The organism is Polyangium mundeleinium, from assembly GCF_028369105.1.
Lineage (GTDB): Bacteria > Myxococcota_A > Polyangia > Polyangiales > Polyangiaceae > Polyangium > Polyangium mundeleinium.
On the sequence record NZ_JAQNDO010000001.1, the window covers coordinates 2,221,810 to 2,239,358 of the forward strand.

The following is a 17,549-nucleotide window of genomic DNA, read 5'->3' on the forward strand; positions in this document are numbered from 1 at the left end:
GATGCCGGAAGCGGGAGCGGCGGCGCGGGCGGGAGCGGCGGCTCGGGCGGCGCGGGTGGTTCCGGCGGAATGGCCGGCGCGGGCGGGAGCGGCGGCGCGGGTGGTTCCGGCGGAATGGCCGGCGCGGGCGGCTCGGGCGGAGGCTCGATCCAGGAGCCCGTGGGGACGAGCCTGCTCGTGCAGGTCCTCGATACCCAAAACCAGCCAGTTCCCTCCGCGGTCGTCACTTCCCAGGGGGGCACACCACGCCCGACCGACGGCGCGGGCTACATCCTCTTTGAGAACCTCACGCCTGGCCGATTCTCCGCACGCGTCGAGCGCTTCGGGTACGCACCCGCGAGCGTGGTCGTCGAATTACCCTCGGGTGCGCATGGTGGGGCGGAGGTGCACCTGTTTCCGCTTCCGCCGCGGATTCCCTTCGACGCGACGGCAGGCGCCGCGCTCGACCAGGGACCGGTCCACGTCACCATTCCCTCGGGTGCGATCGTCAATGAGTTCGGCGAGCCGGTGACGGGGCCGGTGGAGGCCACCATCGTGCCGCTGGATCCGAGCCAGGGTCTCGCGAATGCCCCCGGCCCGCTCGAAGGGATCTCCGCCGGCAATGGCGCGACGGTCGGCCTCGAAAGCGTGTTCATGGCGGAGGTGACGCTGTGGCAGGGAAGCCAGAAGGTGAATCTCGCACCGGGGAAGCGGGCGACGCTGGAGCTGGTGCTGCCGGATGCGGTGGCGGCGCAGGTGTACGAGGGGGAGTGGATCCCGGCGTGGTGGTTCGATCTGGGCGCGGGGATCTGGCGCGAAGAGGGCGTGGGGATGATCCAGGCCTCGGTCGCCGAGCCCGGGAAGATGGCGTGGGTGGCGGAGGTGGGGCATTTCTCGTGGTGGAATTGCGACAGGCCGTGGACGGATAAACATTGCTTCCTCATGCCGGTGGTCTCGGCCGATGGGTCCGACACGCCATCCGGCGCGTCGGTGAACGCGTCGGGGGTGAGCTACGCGGGCTGGTCGTCCGCGGCGCTGACGGACGCGAACGGGCTCGCCTGTATGGACATCATGCTGAACGGGACGGCACAGATCCTGGTCGGTCCGACGACCGCGCCGTTCGCGACGGTGACGGTCACCGGGTCGGGGCCGGCCTCGGATTGCGGTGGCAATGGCGCTGCGTGCACCCTCCTGAGCCCGGTGTTGCTGCCGCTGGGCTCGGTGTGCACGCCGGGAACGTGGCAGGACTGCGGATACAGCGGCCCCGCGGGTACGAAAGGCGTGGGGATCTGCCAGGGAGGGAAGGAATACTGCAACGGCAGCGGGACCGGCTGGACCGGCTGCGTCGGCGAGGTGCTGCCCCAGGCCGAGGATTGCAGCTCGCCGCTGGACGACGACTGTGATGGACTCGTGAACGAGGAAGGTGACAACTGCGCGTGCCAGCCGGGGGAGACGAAAACCTGCTATACGGGGCCCAAAGGCACGCTGGGCATCGGGATATGCACGGCGGGGACGCGAGGGTGCGTGAATGGGTTCTTCGGGCCGTGCCTCATGGAGGTGACGCCGCAGCAGGAGACTTGCGCCACGCCGGAGGATGAGAACTGCGACGGGACGACCCAATGCACGTTGTGGAGCAAGGGGTTCTGGGCAGGAGGTTCCGAACAGGCCGATGGGTTCGTACTCGACAGCGCGGACAACGTGCTGATTGCTGGCGGATTCAGTGTAACCATGGACCTCGGCGGCGGACCCCTTACCAGCGCGGGGGACTTGGACGTCTACGTCGCGAAGCTGGACGCGAACGGTGACCATCTCTGGAGCAAACGCTTCGGGAATGCACTAGCTCAATTCGTCACCGCGACTGCGACCGACAGCGCGGACAACGTCTTGCTAGCCGGGCATTTCCAAGGCGCCGTGGACTTCGGCGGCGGACCCGTCACGAGCGCGGGGGATTTGGACATCTACGTAGCGAAGCTGGACACGAGCGGGAGCCATCTCTGGAGCAAACGCTTTGGAGATTCCGAGCGCCAGTTCCTCGCAGCGATGGCCACCGACAGCGCAGGCAACGTCTTCCTTGCCGGAGAGTTTACGGGCACCGTGGACTTCGGCGGTGGGCCTCTCGGAAACGAAGATATGGATTATAATATCTTCGTGGCCAAGCTGGACGCTGACGGCAACCACCTCTGGAGCAAGCACTGGAGTGCAAGCAGCTTGGCCATCGCCAAGATCGGGACTGACAGCACAGGCAATGTCCTGGTCACCGGAAACCTTTTTGGCACCGCGGACCTCGGCGGTGGGCCTCTCACGAGCATGAGTACGAGCGACATCGTGGTGGCCAAGCTGGACGCCGACGGCAACCACGTATGGAGCAAGCGTTTCGGGGATACTGGTTACCAGTACCCCACTGCGATGGCGACCGACGACGCTGGCAATGTCCTGGTCACCGGGTATTTCAACGGCACCTTGGACTTCGGCGGCGGACCCGTCACGAGCGCGGGGAAATCGGACATCTACGTGGCGAAGCTGGACGGGAACGGCAACCATGTCTGGAGCAAACGCTTCGGAGATCCTGACTCCCAGGTTCCCACTGCAACCGCAGTCGATGGCGCCGGCAACGTCCTCATCACAGGAATCTTTTTTGGCACTGTGAACTTCGGCGGCATCACTTTCACCGCGGGGAACTCAGCGAACTTCCTGGAAGACTCCTTCGTGGCAAAGCTGGATGCGAGCGGGAACCATCTCTGGAGCCGACGCTTTGCAGGCTTTTTGCCAGGAATCGCGCCCGCGGTCGACGGCAACGGCAACGTCCTGCTCACCGGAGGCTTCTATGATCCCCTGGACCTCGGCAACGGCCTCCTCACGAGTACCTTCGGCAGCTACGATATCTTCCTCGCCAAGTTCTCCCCCTGAGGGCCCCCCCGGGGGCGAACCCGACCTCCTGCACGTCACCGAAGCCGAGGCCCGACGCCCCGGCATCCCTCTGGGCCGCGCCGCTACGACCGGTAGGCCGCCTCGAGCGCCGCGATGTCCAGCTTGATCATCTTCATGACCGCGTCCGACACCTTCTTGGATCGGACCGGATCGGGGTCGCGCATCATCTCGTCGAGCACGGCCGGCACGATCTGCCACCGCAGGCCGAAGCGATCGATGAGCCAGCCGCAGGCCTGCGGCCGCCCGCCCCCTTCGAGCAGCGTGTTCCAGTAGCGGTCCAGCTCCGCCTGGTCGTCGCAGAGCACCACCATGGAGACGGCGTCGTTGAACTCGTGGTGGGGCCCGGCGCTGATCGCCTGGAAGCGCTGGCCGAGGAGCGTGAAGTCCACGACCTTCACGGAGCCCGGCGGCCCGCTGGGCGTCTCGCTCTGGAGCTCGGTGACGTGATCGACCCGCGAGTTCGGGAAAATCGAGGCGTAAAACCTCGCCGCCTCCTCTGCCTCCTTGGCGTACCAGAGATGCGGGAATATCTTCGTGTTGCCCTTCATGGCCATACCGTTCCTCCTTCGACGCCTTGGACCCTCGGCCAGGGCCAAACTCATCGGTCCCCGTCTTTTTTTCCGCGGGGCGGCGGATCGAGCTCAGGCCATGAACGTTCCTGACATCCAAAGAGCGCCTGTGTTTCCTGTCCCCCGCAAAGTGCCCCCCTCCGAGCCGTCGTGGCCCGTAGGGATGGCGAAAGCGGTGCGATGGGCTGCTCTGATCGGACTCACGGCCTGCGGCGGCAGCTCCGTGCCCGGTTCGCCGCCGGCGCCCGCCCCGCCGGTGGCCCCGTCGGTGGCCCCGCCGGTGGCCCCGCCGGTGGCCTCGCAGAAAGGCACCGGCGCCATGCCGCAAGCCGAGAGGAGCGTCCTGCCCTCGGACGAATCCACACCGCCCACGCGAGAGAGACCCGTGGCCCCGGCCGAGTTTGCTGTCGGCGACAAGCGAGTGGTCCTTCGTTTTCGCGCAGGTGCCTCCGACGCCCAGTTCGTCGAATCCATCGCCGTGGGCAGCGAGATGGTGTTCCCTCCGCCATGCGATGCGCCTGCCCTTCCTGCCAGCGGGCTGTGTTCGCCTGGCCATCTCGAGCTGCGTTCCGTTCTAGGGAAGGGCAAGGACCTCGAGCTCGTGGGGACACACGTCCGCGGACAGCAACTGGATTTGCTGTTTGCCGCCGTATTCGAAGGGAGCCCCGAGTGCGGCGCCTACGGGTACTGGCTCCTTCGGGTCGGCCCGACCGGCGCGCGCGCGACAAGCCCGATCCTTGGATGCATGGCGACCCCGGTCCCCGCGGGCCCCGACCGCGAGGTTCCCAACCCCATGATCCAATGGGGGCCGCCTGTCAGCATTCGATTCGGCGATGAAGGCGGGGGCTGGCGCCGATGGGAACTGAATTCGCGGACGTTCCAGTGGACCCAGGTTGCCAGGGGAGGAGGATATGCGCTCTAGCCGCGCCGTCCGCCGGCGGCGGCGTGCAGCCGAACGAGCATGAGGCGCCCCCGCTCGATGAGCGCTTCGTGCTCGGCGGAGAGGACGAGCATGCCTTCGTCCGCCACCGCGCCGGGGATGAGAGGCGCGAACTCCTCGGCGAGCCCCTCCTCGGCGATCTCCGCGAGGTGTTCGGGCTGTTCGGTGCAGCGCAAGGCGGAGATGGCGCGGCGAATTTTCGGGAGGGAGCGCTCCTTCAATGCCTCCTCGGCTTGACGGAGCGCGGCCTCGATCACCGACGGAACGAGCGCCGGCCAGAACGAGCGCAAACGCTGCTCGGGCGTCTGCTGCTTCTTTTTCGCGAGCAAGACGTACTGCGCGAGATCGCCGAGCTGCTGGGTGACCACAGTCCATCCGGCTTTCGAGGATCTCCGGCGCAGCGAGCGGAGCTTCAAGCTCACCGCCTCGAAGTCGTAGCCGGCAAAGCCTGCCTCACGGGCCGCGTGGTACTCGCTCCAGAGGCGACGGGACTCTTCTTCAAGGTCCAGGGGGACGTCGGATTCCTTCATCTACGTCGGAAGATACTTCGGCTCCGCCAGCGTGCATGGCGAGATCCGCGACCCTCCCGTCCGCGTCCACGCTGTCCGCCTTCGCCGCCGCGCGCCGACCGCCCTTCTTCGGGGGGCGCGGTGGCCGGGGCGACCTTCTGCAGAGCCCAGCGCGGCCCTCAGAGGGTGTTCCGCAGGCGTCGCGAGCGGCTCGATGCTAGGGAGGCCGAGCGAGGCGTACACTGTACGTCGAGCGAGGCCGACCGACGCGTCGAGCCGCGCAGCAGCCTGCGGAACACCCTCTCAGGCCGGCATGAACGAGATGTCATACCGGGTGACCGTCCCGCCCGCGCGCTTCGCCTCGTGCGGGTCGCGGATTCCATACCTGGGCTTCTGATGCGAGAACGCGCGCGTGATCCCCGCCACGACGCCTTCATTGACGCGGCAGGGGTACGGGGTGTCGTCCACGAGCACCATGCGCGCCTCCGTCTCGCGCTCGACGCGCCAGCAACCCGAGAGCCAGCGAGGCGCGCGCAGGTGCGACTCGTAATACGCCGTCTCCGTGTACCGCAAGGCGTCGGCGACCGTGCGCAGATGGGGAGGCCACGACATCGTCGAATGGATCTTCTCGCCTGCGCGCTTCACGGCGCTCTCGCCGATGCGCGCCTCGACCAGATAAAACGCCGCGACGAGCTTCCACATGGGCCACTCCGTCCCCTCGACGTACCTCAAGCGCTGGAAGAGGTCCGTGACGAGGCCGGGGAAGACGTTGAACCCGGCCCAGAAAATGTCCGCGTTATGGGCGGAAGACCGCACCCGCGCGGGCAAGCGATCGCGAAACTGACACGGGATCTGCTCGTAGACCCCAGGGCACTCGGCCTCCATCATGCGCCGCGTGACGTAGCGGATGGTGGACACAGGCTCGGGCCCGCGGCTCGACGTGGGTGAACCGCCTTTGAACTCCAATGTCATGCTCGACCTCCCCCCCAGGACGCCAGCGTGATCATGGACGCGGGCTCCGCGCCTCGCCATGAGGCTTGGTCCTACAGGGAGACTCCTCCTGCGGATGCGCCGGTGGGTCAGCTTTCAGGGCGTTCGCCCCTGCTGGACCTCGGGGCGGGGATTTTGCATACTCGCCGCGGCGCGCCGAGCGCGCCCTTCCGCCCGGGCACGGGCGCAGCCCTTTGCCTTCCTTAGGAGACACCATGAAGCTGTTTCGCACCGTTCGTCATCCCGTGAGCCTCCTCGCCACAGCGGGCCTGTTCTCGTTGCTCCTGGCCGACAGCGCAGAGGAGCAGTGTGCGCCGTCGTCCTTCGACCGCACCTTCGACATCACCACGACCTGCGGCGGCAACCTCAGTGGTCGCATCCGCATCCATGGCTCCATGCAGCCGGGCGTGAGCGCGGATGCGGCGAGCCTGTCGGTCACCAAGGTCTCGGGCGACGTCGCTCCGGTCTCCGGGGGCGTGGTCGGTTCGTGCAGCGATGAGGACGAGCCGTTCGTGAGCACGGGGGTCACCCTAGAGCTCCCGGCCTTTGCGACCGGGGAGACGGGCGGGGGAGGCGGAGGCGGCGGCGCTGGGGGCGGCGGGGGTGCGGGCGGCGGAGGGGCGCCCGGCGTCGTGGTCACGTGCAAGGTCCAATTGAGGACGGAGGTCGGAAAGGACGTGCATTGCCTCGTCGACGACGGCACGGGTAGCAACGCCGGCACGTGCACGGCGCGCCTGACGGCCGTGCAATGACCGACGCGACGCGCCCGCAAGGGCTCGCCGCATGGATGGCGCTGAGCTTCCTCGGCGGCGTGGCCGTGATGAACGGGGAGATCGCCGCGGGCAGGCTGCTCGCGCCGCACCTGGGGACGAGCACCACGACGTGGGCGATGCTCATCGGCACGGTGCTCGGGAGCCTCGCGCTCGGGAACCTGCTCGGCGGTTGGCTCAGCGCGCGCGGCGCGGCCTCGCGGTGGATCGTGCGCCTCATGCTGGCGTCGTCGCTGCTCTTCGCCGCGCTGCCGCGCGTGGTGCCGTGGGTGCTCTCGTCGAGCCTCGCGCACTTCCGCACGGGGAACGCGTTTTCGCTGGGGTTGCTCGCGGCAATCACGGCCCTCGCCCTTGCGCTCCCCATGGGCTCGCTGGGGGCGCTGCCCCCGCTCGTGATGCACGCGGCCGGGAATGCGGGCGACGCCGAGGCGACGGGAAAACTCGGCCGCCTCGCGGGGAGGCTCTCGGCGCTGGGGACGCTCGGGAGCCTCGTGGGCACGTTCGGCGCGGGGCTCGTGCTCCTGCCTTGGCTGGGGACACGCGCGACGTTCGACGTGGCCGCAGTGCTGCTCGCGGTGAGCGCCGCGGTGTTCGCTTTTCGCGCCCGCGCGCGCCGGGAGGCGATCGTCGGGGCTGCGGCCTCGACGCTGACCGTGGCGCTCGCCTTCGCGCCGCTATCCACGCCTGCGCCCGCGCATGGGCGGCTGCTCTGGGCAGGCGAGTCGCGTCATAACCATATTGCGGTGGTCGAGCGTGGTGGCGAGCGGCAGATCCGGGTCAACGACGGCTTTGCCGTGCAATCGTTCGCGCGCCTCGACGGCGAGCTGCCCGTGCGCGACGTGTGGGCCTATTACGCGATGGCGCCGAGCTACGGGACCCGGCCCGTGCCCGAGCGTGTGCTGCTCCTCGGGCTCGGCGGCGGCACGTCTGCGGAGGTGTTCCGGCGGCTCTACCCGGCGGCGGCGGTGGTGGGCGTGGAGCTCGATGCGGCGGTGGTGGAGGCGGGCCGCACGTGGCTCGGGTTCGCGTTGCCGGGGGTCGAGGTCAGGATCGACGACGCGCGCCCCTTCCTCCTGGCCGAGGCCGAGCGCGCGCCGGGGAAACAGGATGTCATCGTGCTCGATGCGTTTCAGTTCCCGTACGTGCCGTTCCAGCTCGCGACCGTGGAGTTTTTCGCGGCGGCGCGGCGCTGCCTTGCGCCGGGCGGCGTGCTCATGGTGAATGCGGGCCGTCATGGCGAGGAGCGCGGCGTGGTGCACGCGCTCGCGCGCACGATGGCGCAGGTCTTCCCGCACGTGCAGGCGGCGGATCCGCCGGGCAAATCGAACACGATCCTGGTGGCGACCGAGCACGCGCCCGCCGAGGCAGTCGGGATGGCGGGGCTCTCGGTCTCGGCGCAGACGGGCGCCGTGCTGCGGGATCTCGCCGGGCGCCACGCCCCGATGCGGCCTGCGGCCTGGCCTGCGGGCACGCCGGTGTTGACCGACGATCACGCGCCGGTCGAATGGCTCACGGACAGGATCATCTGGCGTGCGCTCTGAGCCCCGGGAGCGCGGCGACGTCCCGGGCCGGGCGCTTTTGCATCCATGGTCGTGGCTCGCGGCGGCAGCGCTCGCGTTCAATGTCTTCTGGCTGCGACGCAGGCATCCGGGGGTGGTGAGCGGCAAGCTCTCGGATCTGGCGATTTGTTTTCTCTTGCCGGTGTTCCTGGTGGCCGCGGCGGAATGGCTGCGCACGATTGCGCGGCTGTGCGGTGCTCGGGTGGGGCTGCACGTGGGTCGCCGTGGAATCTGGCTGGCCTGCGGCGTGAGCGTGGCGTATTTCGCGCTGCTGAAGACATGGCCTGCGTTCACGGGCGTGCACCGGGCGCTGCTCGGGGCGCTGGATGCGCCGTTCGGCGGGGGGAGATCGTTCCGGAACCTGGCGGATCCGACGGATCTGGTGGCGCTCGTGATGGTGCCGCTCAGCGCGTGGCATCTGGTGCGGAGGGGGGAGCGGAGTGGGGATTCGGCAAAGGGTGGATCTTCGCGATAGGAGTGCAGCCGTGCGACGGGTTGGATGTGATGGCGGATCACCCTTCGCGTCCGCCGACGTCTGAACGGCCATTGGGCGGCTGATGTCGGAGCGCGGCGGTTCCGCTTGCGGGGCGTTCATCGCCGACGGTACACTCTTCCTTGCCCGACGCGCCTTGCCCGAGAGCAGGCGCTCGAGAGCGACATGCCGACGGATTCGGTTCGGTGTCGAGTCGATATCTTGGTGGTGGACGGAAAGCTGGAAGAGGCGCTTGATGAGCTGCGGATGAGCCGTGGCGGCGCGCTCCGCGAGCTCCGCAAACGGCGGCGGCAGGGGCCGAAGCCAAGCGAGAAGCGACGATACAAACGCTACTTCGCGCGGCGGTTCTTGCGCTGGCGCTGGAGGTGGCGTGACCAGGCCGAGGACGAGCTTGAGCGCGCTCGACGGGATCAGGCGATGCTCACGAGGAGAGCTGCGTCGCAGCGAGCGAAGCCTGCCGTCGCTGGGCGACCGTGCTCCGTGGATATGGACGCGGAAGGCTGAGCGCTTCGTCCGACCGCCGCCGAACCAGGGCCTACGCCGACGGTGTGGAACCTTGGATCGTCGGCGAGCCAGCGCGTCGCCATGCGCCTTGCAAGCGGTGGGATGAGGGGCGGGGAGCTGGACGGATCTGGCCGCGGTGCCGCGTCTGTTTTTTGGGCCGAGCCGTCCGACTTGCTTAGGGTGTCTCCGGGAAGCCGGAGTGCACGTATGCAATCTTTTATGATGGGTCGGTTTTTGGGTTGGCTCGCGACGACCGTGTTGCTGTTGCCGCTCGCGGCATGCAGCGATGAGCCGGAACCGGGGACGAGCGGGGGCGCCGCTTCGTCGAGCAGCGGAAGCACTGGCGGGAACGGGAGCGGGGGCGCAAGCGCGAGCGGCTCCGGCGGCGACGGCGGAAGCGGCGGAGGTGCCGGAAGCGGGAGCGGCGGCGCGGGTGGTTCCGGCGGAATGGGCGGCGCGGGCGGCGCGGGCGGCGCGGGCGGCATGGCAGGTGCGGGCGGCTCCGGCGGAGGCTCGATCCAGGAGCCCGTGGGCACGAGCCTGCTCGTGCAGGTCCTCGATACGGAGAACCTGCCGGTTCCCTCCGCAGTCGTGACCGCCCAAAATGGCACGCCACGTCCGACCGACGGCGCGGGTTACATCCTCTTCGAGAACCTCACGCCCGGTCGATTCTCCGCCCGCGTCGAGCGCTTCGGGTATACGCCCGCGAGCGTGGTCGTCGAATTGCCCCCGGGCGCGCACGGCGGGGCGGAGGTGCACCTGTTTCCCCTTCCCCCGCGGATTCCCTTCGACGCGAGCGCTGGCGCCGCGCTCGATCAAGGACCGGTCCACGTGACCATTCCCTCAGATGCGATCGTCGATCAAAACGGCGAGCCCGTGACGGGGCTGGTCGAGGCCACCATCGTGCCGCTGGATCCGAGTCAGGGCCTCGCGAATGCCCCCGGCCCGCTCGAAGGGATCTCCGCCGACAATGGCGCGACGGTCGGCCTCGAGAGCCTGTTCATGGCGGAGGTGACGTTGTGGCAGGGGAGCCAGAAGGTGAATCTTGCACCGGGAGCGCGGGCGACGCTGGAGCTGGTGCTGCCGGATGCGGTGGCGGCGAAGGTGCAGGAGGGGGAATGGATCCCGGCGTGGTGGTTCGATCTGGACGCGGGGATCTGGCGCGAAGAGGGCACAGGGGTGATCCAGGGCTCGGTCGCTGAACCTGGGAATATGGCGTGGGTGGCGGAGGTGGGGCATTTCTCGTGGTGGAATTGCGACAGGCCGTGGACGGAGAAACATTGCTTCCTCGTGCCGGTGGTCTCGGCCGATGGGTCCGACACGCCATCCGGCGCGTCGGTGAGCGCGTCGGGGGTGAGCTACCTGGGCGGGTCGTCCGCGGTGCTGACGGACGCGAACGGGCTCGCGTGCGTGGACATCATGCTGAACGGGACGGCGCAGATCCAGGTCGGTCCGACGACCGCGCCATTCGCAACGGTGACGGTCACCGGGTCGGGGCCGGCCTCGAATTGCGGGGGCAATGGCGCGGAGTGCACGATCCTGAGCCCGATCTCGCTGCCGCTCGGCTCCGTGTGTACGCCGGGAGCGTGGCAGGATTGCGGGTACAGCGGCCCCGCGGGCACGGAAGGCGTGGGGATCTGCCTGCAAATGAAGGGGTACTGCAATGGCAGCGGGACGGGCTGGGTCGGCTGCGCCGGCGAGGTGCTGCCCCAGGCTGAGGACTGCAACTCGCCGCTGGACGACGACTGTGATGGGCTCGTGAACGAGGACGGCGATAACTGCGCGTGCCAGGCGGGGGGTACGGCTACCTGCTATACGGGGCCCATGGACACGCTGGGCGTCGGCATATGCACGGCGGGGACGCGAGCGTGCGTGAATGGGTTCCTGGGGCCGTGCCTCATGGAGGTGAAGCCGCAGCAGGAGAGTTGCGCCACGCCGGAGGACGATGACTGCGACGGGACGACCCAATGCACGCTGTGGAGCAAGGCGTTCGGGGGAGAAGGTTCCAAAGGGGTCGGTGGGTTCGCGCTCGACAGCGCGGGCAATGCGCTGATCGCTGGCGGATTCAATGGACAGCTCGACTTCGGCGGTGGGGTTCTCGCCAGCGCGGCCGGGAATAGCTCGGAGATCTTCGTGGCCAAGCTGGGCACGGGTGGGAACCATCTCTGGAGCAAACGCATTGGAGGCTCCTATGAGCAATCCGCCACTGTGACTGTGACGAACAGTGCGGACAACGTCTTGCTCGCCGGGCATTTTCAAGGCGTCGTGGACTTTGGCGGCGGACCTCTCACCAGCGCGGGGTACCGGGACATCTACGTAGCGAAGCTGGACCCGAACGGGAACCATCTCTGGAGCAAATGCTTTGGAGATTCCAATTCCCAGTACGCCACTGCGACGGCCACCGACAGCGCAGGCAACATCTTCCTTGCCGGATCGTTCCGGGGCACCGTGGACTTCGGCGGTGGGCCTCTCACGGGCATGGGTCCGAATCACGATGCCTTCGTGGCCAAACTGGACGCTGACGGCAACCACCTCTGGAGCAAGCACTTCTGGAGTACAGACATCCTGAGCTTCAACAAGATGGGGATTGACAGCGCAGGCAATGTCCTGGTCGCCGGAGACTTCTCTGGCACCGTGGACTTCGGCGGTGGGCCTCTCACGAGCCTGGGGAGTGACAACATCGTGGTGGCCAAGCTGGACGCCGATGGAAACCACGTCTGGAGCAAGCGTTTCGGGGAAGCCAGTTCCCAGGGCGCCGCTGCAATGGCGATCGACAGCGCAGGTAACGTCCTGCTCACCGGGTATTTCGTCGGCACCGTGGACTTTGGCGGCGACCCCCTCACCAGTGCGGGGAACTCGGACATCTACCTGGCGAAGCTGGATGGGAATGGCGATCATGTCTGGAGCAAACGCTTCGGGGATTCGAACTACCAGGCTGCCACTGCGACCGCAGTCGATGGCGCCGGCAACGTCCTCCTCGTGGGATCCTTCAACGGCACCGTGAACTTCGGCGGCATGACTTTCACCGTGGAGGGCGCAGAGAACCAGGACATCTTCGTGGCAAAGCTGGATGCGAGCGGGAACCATCTCTGGAGCCGGCGCTTTGCAGACAACCTGGAAGGAATCGCGCCCGCGATCGACGGCAACGGCAACGTCCTGCTCACCGGATCCTTCTTGGGACCCGTGGACCTCGGCAACGGCCCCCTCATGAGCCCCTCCAGCCACGGTATCTTCCTCGCCAAGTTCCCCCCCTGATCCCGCGCGCTGGAGGCCCCTCGGGGGCGAACCCGAAGCGTGTGATGTCAAGCCCTGCAGGGCCGAAGGGCGCGGCTCTGCAGGGCGCCCTCGTATTGCATCCCGGCCCCCTCCGGATCGACCACCCGCACGTCAACGAAGCCGAGGCCCAGAGGGACCAGGAAGCCTGCGAGCACCGTGTGGTATGGTGGCGTCCGGCGTCCTCGCAAGGGTCAGACGACCGCGTTTCAACCCGTCCGCTTGGTTGGCGTTCGGCGCCGGTGGATGAGCGGGGACATCCGGCAGGTCACGCTCGAGTTCACGAATGACGCTTATCGAGCGAGCTTCATGGAGCGCAATCCAGACCTCCTGCGCGCGAATGTGGTGCGCGTGAGATGACCATCGGAGCAACGACCCAAGAGCGTGGTCCGTCGACCTGCCGGGAGCACATCGCGATTGCGGTGGGCGATCGTGTCGGAAGGTGCCTCGGCGTGATCCTTTGCATGCCTCGGGCTTTCGGGAGCCGTGTCATCAGGCTGGGAAACGGATGACACGTCGGGGGCGACCGTGGTACGAGGGTGAAGCACGGACGGTGAGATCGGGCCGATCAAGGATCTCCGCGCGCGTCCTCCGGCAAGGTTCCGGGGGGGCCGTGGAGGAAGCCCAGGGGCCCGATCTCGTTGGTCTTTGACAATTCCAAGGGAGGCGCGGAGGTGCTTGATCGTGGCGAAGCTACGTGAAGTCGAGGGTCTGGAAGGTCGGTCGTGCTGCCAGGCGAGGGCGCCACGAGGGTCGGAGCGAAGGTGCTTGAATCAGTGGCCCAATTCCCGTGGAGTTATCAGCTCGACGGGGGTGAGGCCTGCGTTCTGCGGGGATGCCGGTAAGGCGTTGAGCACGCGCATCCCCACGCTCGAGCGCTGCAACGTTGGCATACTGCGTTCTGCGGGGATGCCGGTAAGGCGTTGAGCACCGCGGCATCACCTCATCCAGCATCCTGGTGAGTTTCTGCGTTCTGCGGGGATGCCGGTGAGGCGTTGAGCACTTGTTGAGCCAGCCACCCTTCGGGGTCAGGAGTTCTGCGTTCTGCGGGGATGCCGGTAAGGCGTTGAGCACACCGTGAGTCCGTCGAGCGCGCCGGCTGTGCCGTTGCTGCGTTCTGCGGGGATGCCGGTAAGGCGTTGAGCACTAATGAAGATGCTTGGCGCCTTCCCAGTCGGCAACTTCTGCGTTCTGCGGGGATGCCGGTAAGGCGTTGAGCACGTCTAGAGTGGGTTTGGTGTCTAGACATAGTTGAGGCTGCGTTTAGCGGGAATGCCGGTAAGGCGTTGAGCACATCGCGTAATTTGCGATGTCCTTGAGCGTGTCCTCGATGCTGCGTTCAGCGGGGATGCCGGTAAGGCGTTGAGCACCCGTATTTCCGGGATCCGTCGAACACGTAAAGGGGCTGCGTTCAGCGGGGATGCCGGTAAGGCGTTGAGCACGCAATCGCCCTCTTGATGGCTTTCATCGAAACGAACTGCGTTCAGCGGGGATGCCGGTAAGGCGTTGAGCACCCGCAGTCGGTCTGTTGGAACGGCCCGAATTTTTCTGCGTTCAGCGGGGATGCCGGTATGGCGTTGAGCACGTGCCCGCGTCCCCGGCCGTCGCCGTGCCCTCGTACCTGCGTTCAGCGGGGATGCCGGTAAGGCGTCGAGCACGGAGCGGCGAGCACGATCGTGCCGAAGTTGCCCGGGTACTGCGTTCAGCGGGGATGCCGGCAAGGCGTTGAGCACCGCGCCGCCACTTGCGCCCAGAATGCCGGCCCCACTGCGTTCAGCGGTGATGCCGGTAAGGCGTTGAGCACCCGATCCGTCCCTCTCAGGTCACGTTATTGCCTCTGTGTTCAGCGGGGATGCCGATAAGGCGTTGAGCACTCGCCTTCCGTGGGGGCGAGCCGATCGGCGTGGCCGCTGCGTTCAGCGGTGATGCCGGTAAGGCGTTGAGCACTTATTGATCACGCTGTCGCTCTCGGGCTTGTCGGAGCCACTGCATTCCGCGGGGATGCCGGTAAGGCGTTGAGCACTCGGCCTTGACGGTGATGGCGTATTGGTTGACGCCCTCTGCGTTCAGCGGGGATGCCGGTAAGGCGTTGAGCACTCCCCCTCCCAGTCGAGGTAGGCCGTGGCCTCGTAGCTGCGTTCCGCGGTGATGCCGGTAAGGCGTTGAGCACTAGAACTTGGTGTTGTTCAGGATGTAGAACCGCCCGCTGCGTTCAGCGGGGATGCCGGTAAGGCGTTGAGCACTTCACTTCGCAGCCCCCACTGACGTTGTTGTCCTTCTGCTTTTTGCGGGGATGCCGTTAAGGCGTTGAGCACAACTCGCGGTCGTCGATCTCCTGGATGTCCTTGGCAGCTACATTCTGCACGGATGCCGATGAGGCGTTGAACACCACAGGACGGCCATAAGATGCAGCAAGTTCCACTGCTGCATTCTGCAAGAAATGCCGCTCAGGCATTGCCCCTTGCCCTCCTCCACGCCCTCTCCGACCCCGAAACCCCGCCCCGCCCCCGTCGCCTCGTGCCGACAGCTCCGCGTCATCGTGACGCGAGGGGGGCACCGCGTGGCGACGGGCACACGTCACCGTCACGCGAAGGGGTCCCCTCGTGGCGACGGGCACACGTCACCGTGACGCGAAGGGGTCGCCACGTGGCGACGGGCACGCGTCATCGTGACGCGAGGGGGTCACCTCGTGGCGACAGGCACATGTCACCGTGACGCGAGGGGGTCGCCGCGTGGCGACGGGCACAGGTCATCGTGACGCGCGGGGGTCGCCATGCGGCGACCGGCGCGGTCGTCTCCGACGAAGCCTGCGACCCGCCCCGAGACCCGCCTCCGCGCCGCCTCCCTTCACGACATCGATTGCGTCAGCATCAGCAGCGTCGCTGCGTGCTGCGCTGCCGTCACCGGCGTCTGCGCGAACGTCGCCACCGATCGCTCGCTCAGCTCTTCGATGATCCCAGGCGGCAAGGCCACCCCGGGGCTATACAGGACCACGGCGGGTCTCCTGTCGTTTATCGCCTTCGTGTATTCCTTTTTGCAAACCTCTGCCCCGAGAAACACGATCACGTCGGCCACTTCGATGCGCTCCACGAACCGCGTGAACCCCAGCCGTTCCAGCGCTGCCTTCACCCGCCCCGCGTCCTGCTCCCCCACGAGCGCGATCGCCTTGTCCTTGCAGCGCACCTTCCGGAGGATCTCCGCCTTCAACCCTTCGAAGGCGCCGGTCATCCGCGACGCATCATCTTTGAGAAGCTTGTCCACGGCCGCGTCCACGAGCCCCTCGAATCCTTTTTCGTTGACCCGCTTTCTCAGCGAGACCCAAAAGAGGGCGCTGAGCACAGCGACGATCGTGCCTCCGACCGAGAGCGCGACGAGCACGTAATCACGCTGCTTCGTCAGCTCTTCGACCTTCCCTTCGAGCTTCGTGATCTTCTCCTTCGTCGCGCTGAGCTCCAGCTCCGCGCGTACCAGCCTCTCCCCCGCCGCGCTCTCCTCCGCCGCGGCCGCCGCGCCCGAAACACCCAGCCACGCGCCCACCATCACGCCCGCGATCCACCTGCGCACCATCCACCTCGCTCCTGACCCCCCGGCAGCCTACCTGTGCGCGCGGCCTGTGGGTAGCCTCGCGAAGAGGCTTGCGTTCCGGACATCGATTTGTTCTAGTCCCTACCTCATGGGGACCTCCCTCCCTCCGGATCCGAAACCACGCGCACGTCGTTTCCTCGGAGGCCCCGTGCGCAAGGCTCTCCGGGTCGAGCTCTGCACCGTCACGCCCATTCTCGGCGGCGGTTCTGTGGCCCGCGAGCTCGACGACGAGGTCCCGATCCGGCCGCCGAGCCTTCGCGGCGCGCTCCGCTTCTGGTGGCGCGCGCTCTATGGCCATTCGTATCCGGATGCCAAGGAGCTCGCGAAAGCGGAGGGGGAGCGCTTCGGCGCTGCCGCGGGGAGCGAGGGAAGACGCTCGCCCGTCGACGTGTGCGTGTTCGATGTCCGACCGGGAAACAAGGATTCGAACGATATCAACCTCCGGCAGCCCGACGCCTACGCGCTCTGGCCCGCGCGCGCCACACGCAACGGCGAACCCCCCGCGCCCCGCTGGAAGCCTGGCCTCTCCTTCACCCTCGAAGTGCAGGTGCCCGAGGCGCACGAGCCCGAGATCCGGAACGCGCTCCGTGCCTTCCTCCTCTTCGGCGGATATGGCTCACGCACGCGCCGCGGCCTCGGCAGCTTGACCGTCGTGGGCCGGGATGCGGCGAATTGGCTCCCCGCGAGGCGACGATGGCCGAGCTCACGCGCCTCTTCGGCGAACCCCTTTTTGCCCGCATCGACGGCCTGCGCCCCGGCGATACCCCTTCGCTGCGCGGCGCCCGCCTCTTCGTCGGCGAGCCACGCGCCGATGAGGGGGCCTGGCACGAGGCGCTCGGATGGCTGCGTGAGTTCCGCCAAGGCACGCCTCGGCAGAAGAATGCACCCGCCGATGCTTCCGCTCGGGTGCCGGGGGATGGACGTCCCGGCCGCTCGAACTGGCCCGAGCCCGACAAGATGCGCCACCTCGCGCGCATGCGCCCCGGCCAGACGCAATGGCAACACCCGCCCCGGTACAACGGCGACCCCGCCTGGGCTCGCGCGGCGTTCGGCATTCCCATCATCGGCCAATTCCAGCGGAGAGACAGGCACAAGGAGCTTTACCCGCATCCCGAGCCCGAGGATTTCGAGCTCCGGTTCCGCCTCACGCCCGGGGGACCTCTTTACGATCGCCTCGCGTCTCCCCTCATCGTCAAGCCGCTCCCGCTCCTTGGCAATCGCCTCGCCCCCATGGCGCTCTGGCTTCATCGCGGCTACCCCGCAGGGGCGAAGGTCGTGTTGAAGTGGAAAGGGGCAAACAGCGCCGTCCCCGGATCCGAGGCCCCCTTCGACAAGCTCGTCGGGCAGGGCGAGACGCCCCGCTTTCGCCCGCTCCAGGGGAAAACCTCGCTGAAGGACGCGTTCCTCGATTGGCTCACGCGGCAGCCCCGCGTCACGGAGCTTCGCTGAC

The 17,549-nt window shown here is 67.5% G+C and carries 11 protein-coding genes and 1 pseudogene; 8 read left to right on the forward strand and 4 right to left on the reverse strand.

What is annotated here, in order from left to right; translation table 11 throughout:
• The first annotated feature begins 69 nt into the window (after positions 1-69).
• Positions 70-2,886 carry an SBBP repeat-containing protein gene (locus POL67_RS08950; protein ID WP_271916722.1) on the forward strand — a complete coding sequence of 939 codons (2,817 nt, stop codon included), beginning with the start codon at positions 70-72 and terminating at the stop codon, positions 2,884-2,886.
• 83 nt (positions 2,887-2,969) lie between these two features.
• Here POL67_RS08950 and POL67_RS08955 read toward each other — a convergent pair whose 3' ends face one another.
• Positions 2,970-3,461 (reverse strand): VOC family protein, encoded by a 492-nt coding sequence (locus POL67_RS08955; RefSeq protein ID WP_271916723.1) that lies wholly within the window; start codon positions 3,459-3,461, stop codon positions 2,970-2,972.
• Between the two features lie 400 nt (positions 3,462-3,861).
• Here POL67_RS08955 and POL67_RS08960 point away from each other — a divergent pair, with 400 nt between their 5' ends.
• Entirely contained in the window at positions 3,862-4,398 is a 537-nt protein-coding gene (locus tag POL67_RS08960; RefSeq protein WP_271916725.1) for a hypothetical protein, read from the forward strand.
• On the opposite strand, the gene POL67_RS08965 is transcribed toward POL67_RS08960, so the two are convergent.
• Both POL67_RS08965 and POL67_RS08970 read right to left on the reverse strand, forming a co-directional pair.
• Complete coding sequence (locus POL67_RS08965; RefSeq protein WP_271916727.1) at positions 4,395-4,946, reverse strand: hypothetical protein; 552 nt, start codon at positions 4,944-4,946, stop codon at positions 4,395-4,397. The two genes, POL67_RS08960 and POL67_RS08965, sit on opposite strands and share 4 nt — an antisense overlap.
• Before the next feature lie 282 nt (positions 4,947-5,228).
• The gene (locus POL67_RS08970; protein WP_271916729.1) at positions 5,229-5,897 is read right to left on the reverse strand and encodes a hypothetical protein; all 669 of its coding nucleotides are present in this window, start codon (positions 5,895-5,897) and stop codon (positions 5,229-5,231) included.
• A gap of 233 nt (positions 5,898-6,130) precedes the next feature.
• Here POL67_RS08970 and POL67_RS08975 point away from each other — a divergent pair, with 233 nt between their 5' ends.
• The 4 genes from POL67_RS08975 to POL67_RS08990 all read left to right on the forward strand — a co-directional run bounded on the left by POL67_RS08975 (position 6,131) and on the right by POL67_RS08990 (position 12,496).
• On the forward strand, positions 6,131-6,667 hold the full coding sequence (locus tag POL67_RS08975) for a hypothetical protein (protein ID WP_271916731.1): 537 nt from the start codon (positions 6,131-6,133) through the stop codon (positions 6,665-6,667).
• Complete coding sequence (locus POL67_RS08980; protein ID WP_271916733.1) at positions 6,664-8,226, forward strand: fused MFS/spermidine synthase; 1,563 nt, start codon at positions 6,664-6,666, stop codon at positions 8,224-8,226. Before POL67_RS08975 ends, POL67_RS08980 begins: the two co-directional genes overlap by 4 nt.
• A complete protein-coding gene (locus tag POL67_RS08985) occupies positions 8,216-8,719 on the forward strand; it encodes a hypothetical protein (RefSeq protein ID WP_271916735.1) in 504 nt (167 codons plus the stop codon). Before POL67_RS08980 ends, POL67_RS08985 begins: the two co-directional genes overlap by 11 nt.
• A 729-nt stretch (positions 8,720-9,448) precedes the next feature.
• On the forward strand, positions 9,449-12,496 hold the full coding sequence (locus tag POL67_RS08990; protein ID WP_271916737.1) for a hypothetical protein: 3,048 nt from the start codon (positions 9,449-9,451) through the stop codon (positions 12,494-12,496).
• Positions 12,497-15,361: 2,865 nt separating this feature from the next.
• Here the strand turns inward: POL67_RS08990 and POL67_RS08995 are convergent.
• Complete coding sequence (locus POL67_RS08995) at positions 15,362-16,081, reverse strand: hypothetical protein (RefSeq protein ID WP_271916739.1); 720 nt, start codon at positions 16,079-16,081, stop codon at positions 15,362-15,364.
• Between the two features lie 106 nt (positions 16,082-16,187).
• Here POL67_RS08995 and cmr1 point away from each other — a divergent pair.
• Both cmr1 and POL67_RS09005 read left to right on the forward strand, forming a co-directional pair.
• A pseudogene (cmr1, locus tag POL67_RS54145) lies at positions 16,188-16,742 on the forward strand (type III-B CRISPR module RAMP protein Cmr1); the annotation flags it as partial.
• Positions 16,743-16,792: 50 nt separating this feature from the next.
• Positions 16,793-17,548: a hypothetical protein gene (locus tag POL67_RS09005; RefSeq protein ID WP_271931060.1), complete on the forward strand. Its 756-nt coding sequence runs from the start codon at positions 16,793-16,795 to the stop codon at positions 17,546-17,548.
• Position 17,549: the final 1 nt, after the last annotated feature.

Coding starts and splice junctions, on each gene's coding strand:
- POL67_RS08950 (WP_271916722.1), top strand. CDS start 70: ATGGCCGGCGCGGGCGGGAGCGGCGGCGCGGGTGGTTCCGGCGGAATG.
- POL67_RS08995 (WP_271916739.1), bottom strand. CDS start 16,081: ATGGTGCGCAGGTGGATCGCGGGCGTGATGGTGGGCGCGTGGCTGGGT.
- POL67_RS08970 (WP_271916729.1), bottom strand. CDS start 5,897: ATGACATTGGAGTTCAAAGGCGGTTCACCCACGTCGAGCCGCGGGCCC.
- POL67_RS08965 (WP_271916727.1), bottom strand. CDS start 4,946: ATGAAGGAATCCGACGTCCCCCTGGACCTTGAAGAAGAGTCCCGTCGC.
- POL67_RS08980 (WP_271916733.1), top strand. CDS start 6,664: ATGACCGACGCGACGCGCCCGCAAGGGCTCGCCGCATGGATGGCGCTG.
- POL67_RS08955 (WP_271916723.1), bottom strand. CDS start 3,461: ATGGCCATGAAGGGCAACACGAAGATATTCCCGCATCTCTGGTACGCC.
- POL67_RS08975 (WP_271916731.1), top strand. CDS start 6,131: ATGAAGCTGTTTCGCACCGTTCGTCATCCCGTGAGCCTCCTCGCCACA.
- POL67_RS09005 (WP_271931060.1), top strand. CDS start 16,793: ATGGCCGAGCTCACGCGCCTCTTCGGCGAACCCCTTTTTGCCCGCATC.
- POL67_RS08990 (WP_271916737.1), top strand. CDS start 9,449: ATGCAATCTTTTATGATGGGTCGGTTTTTGGGTTGGCTCGCGACGACC.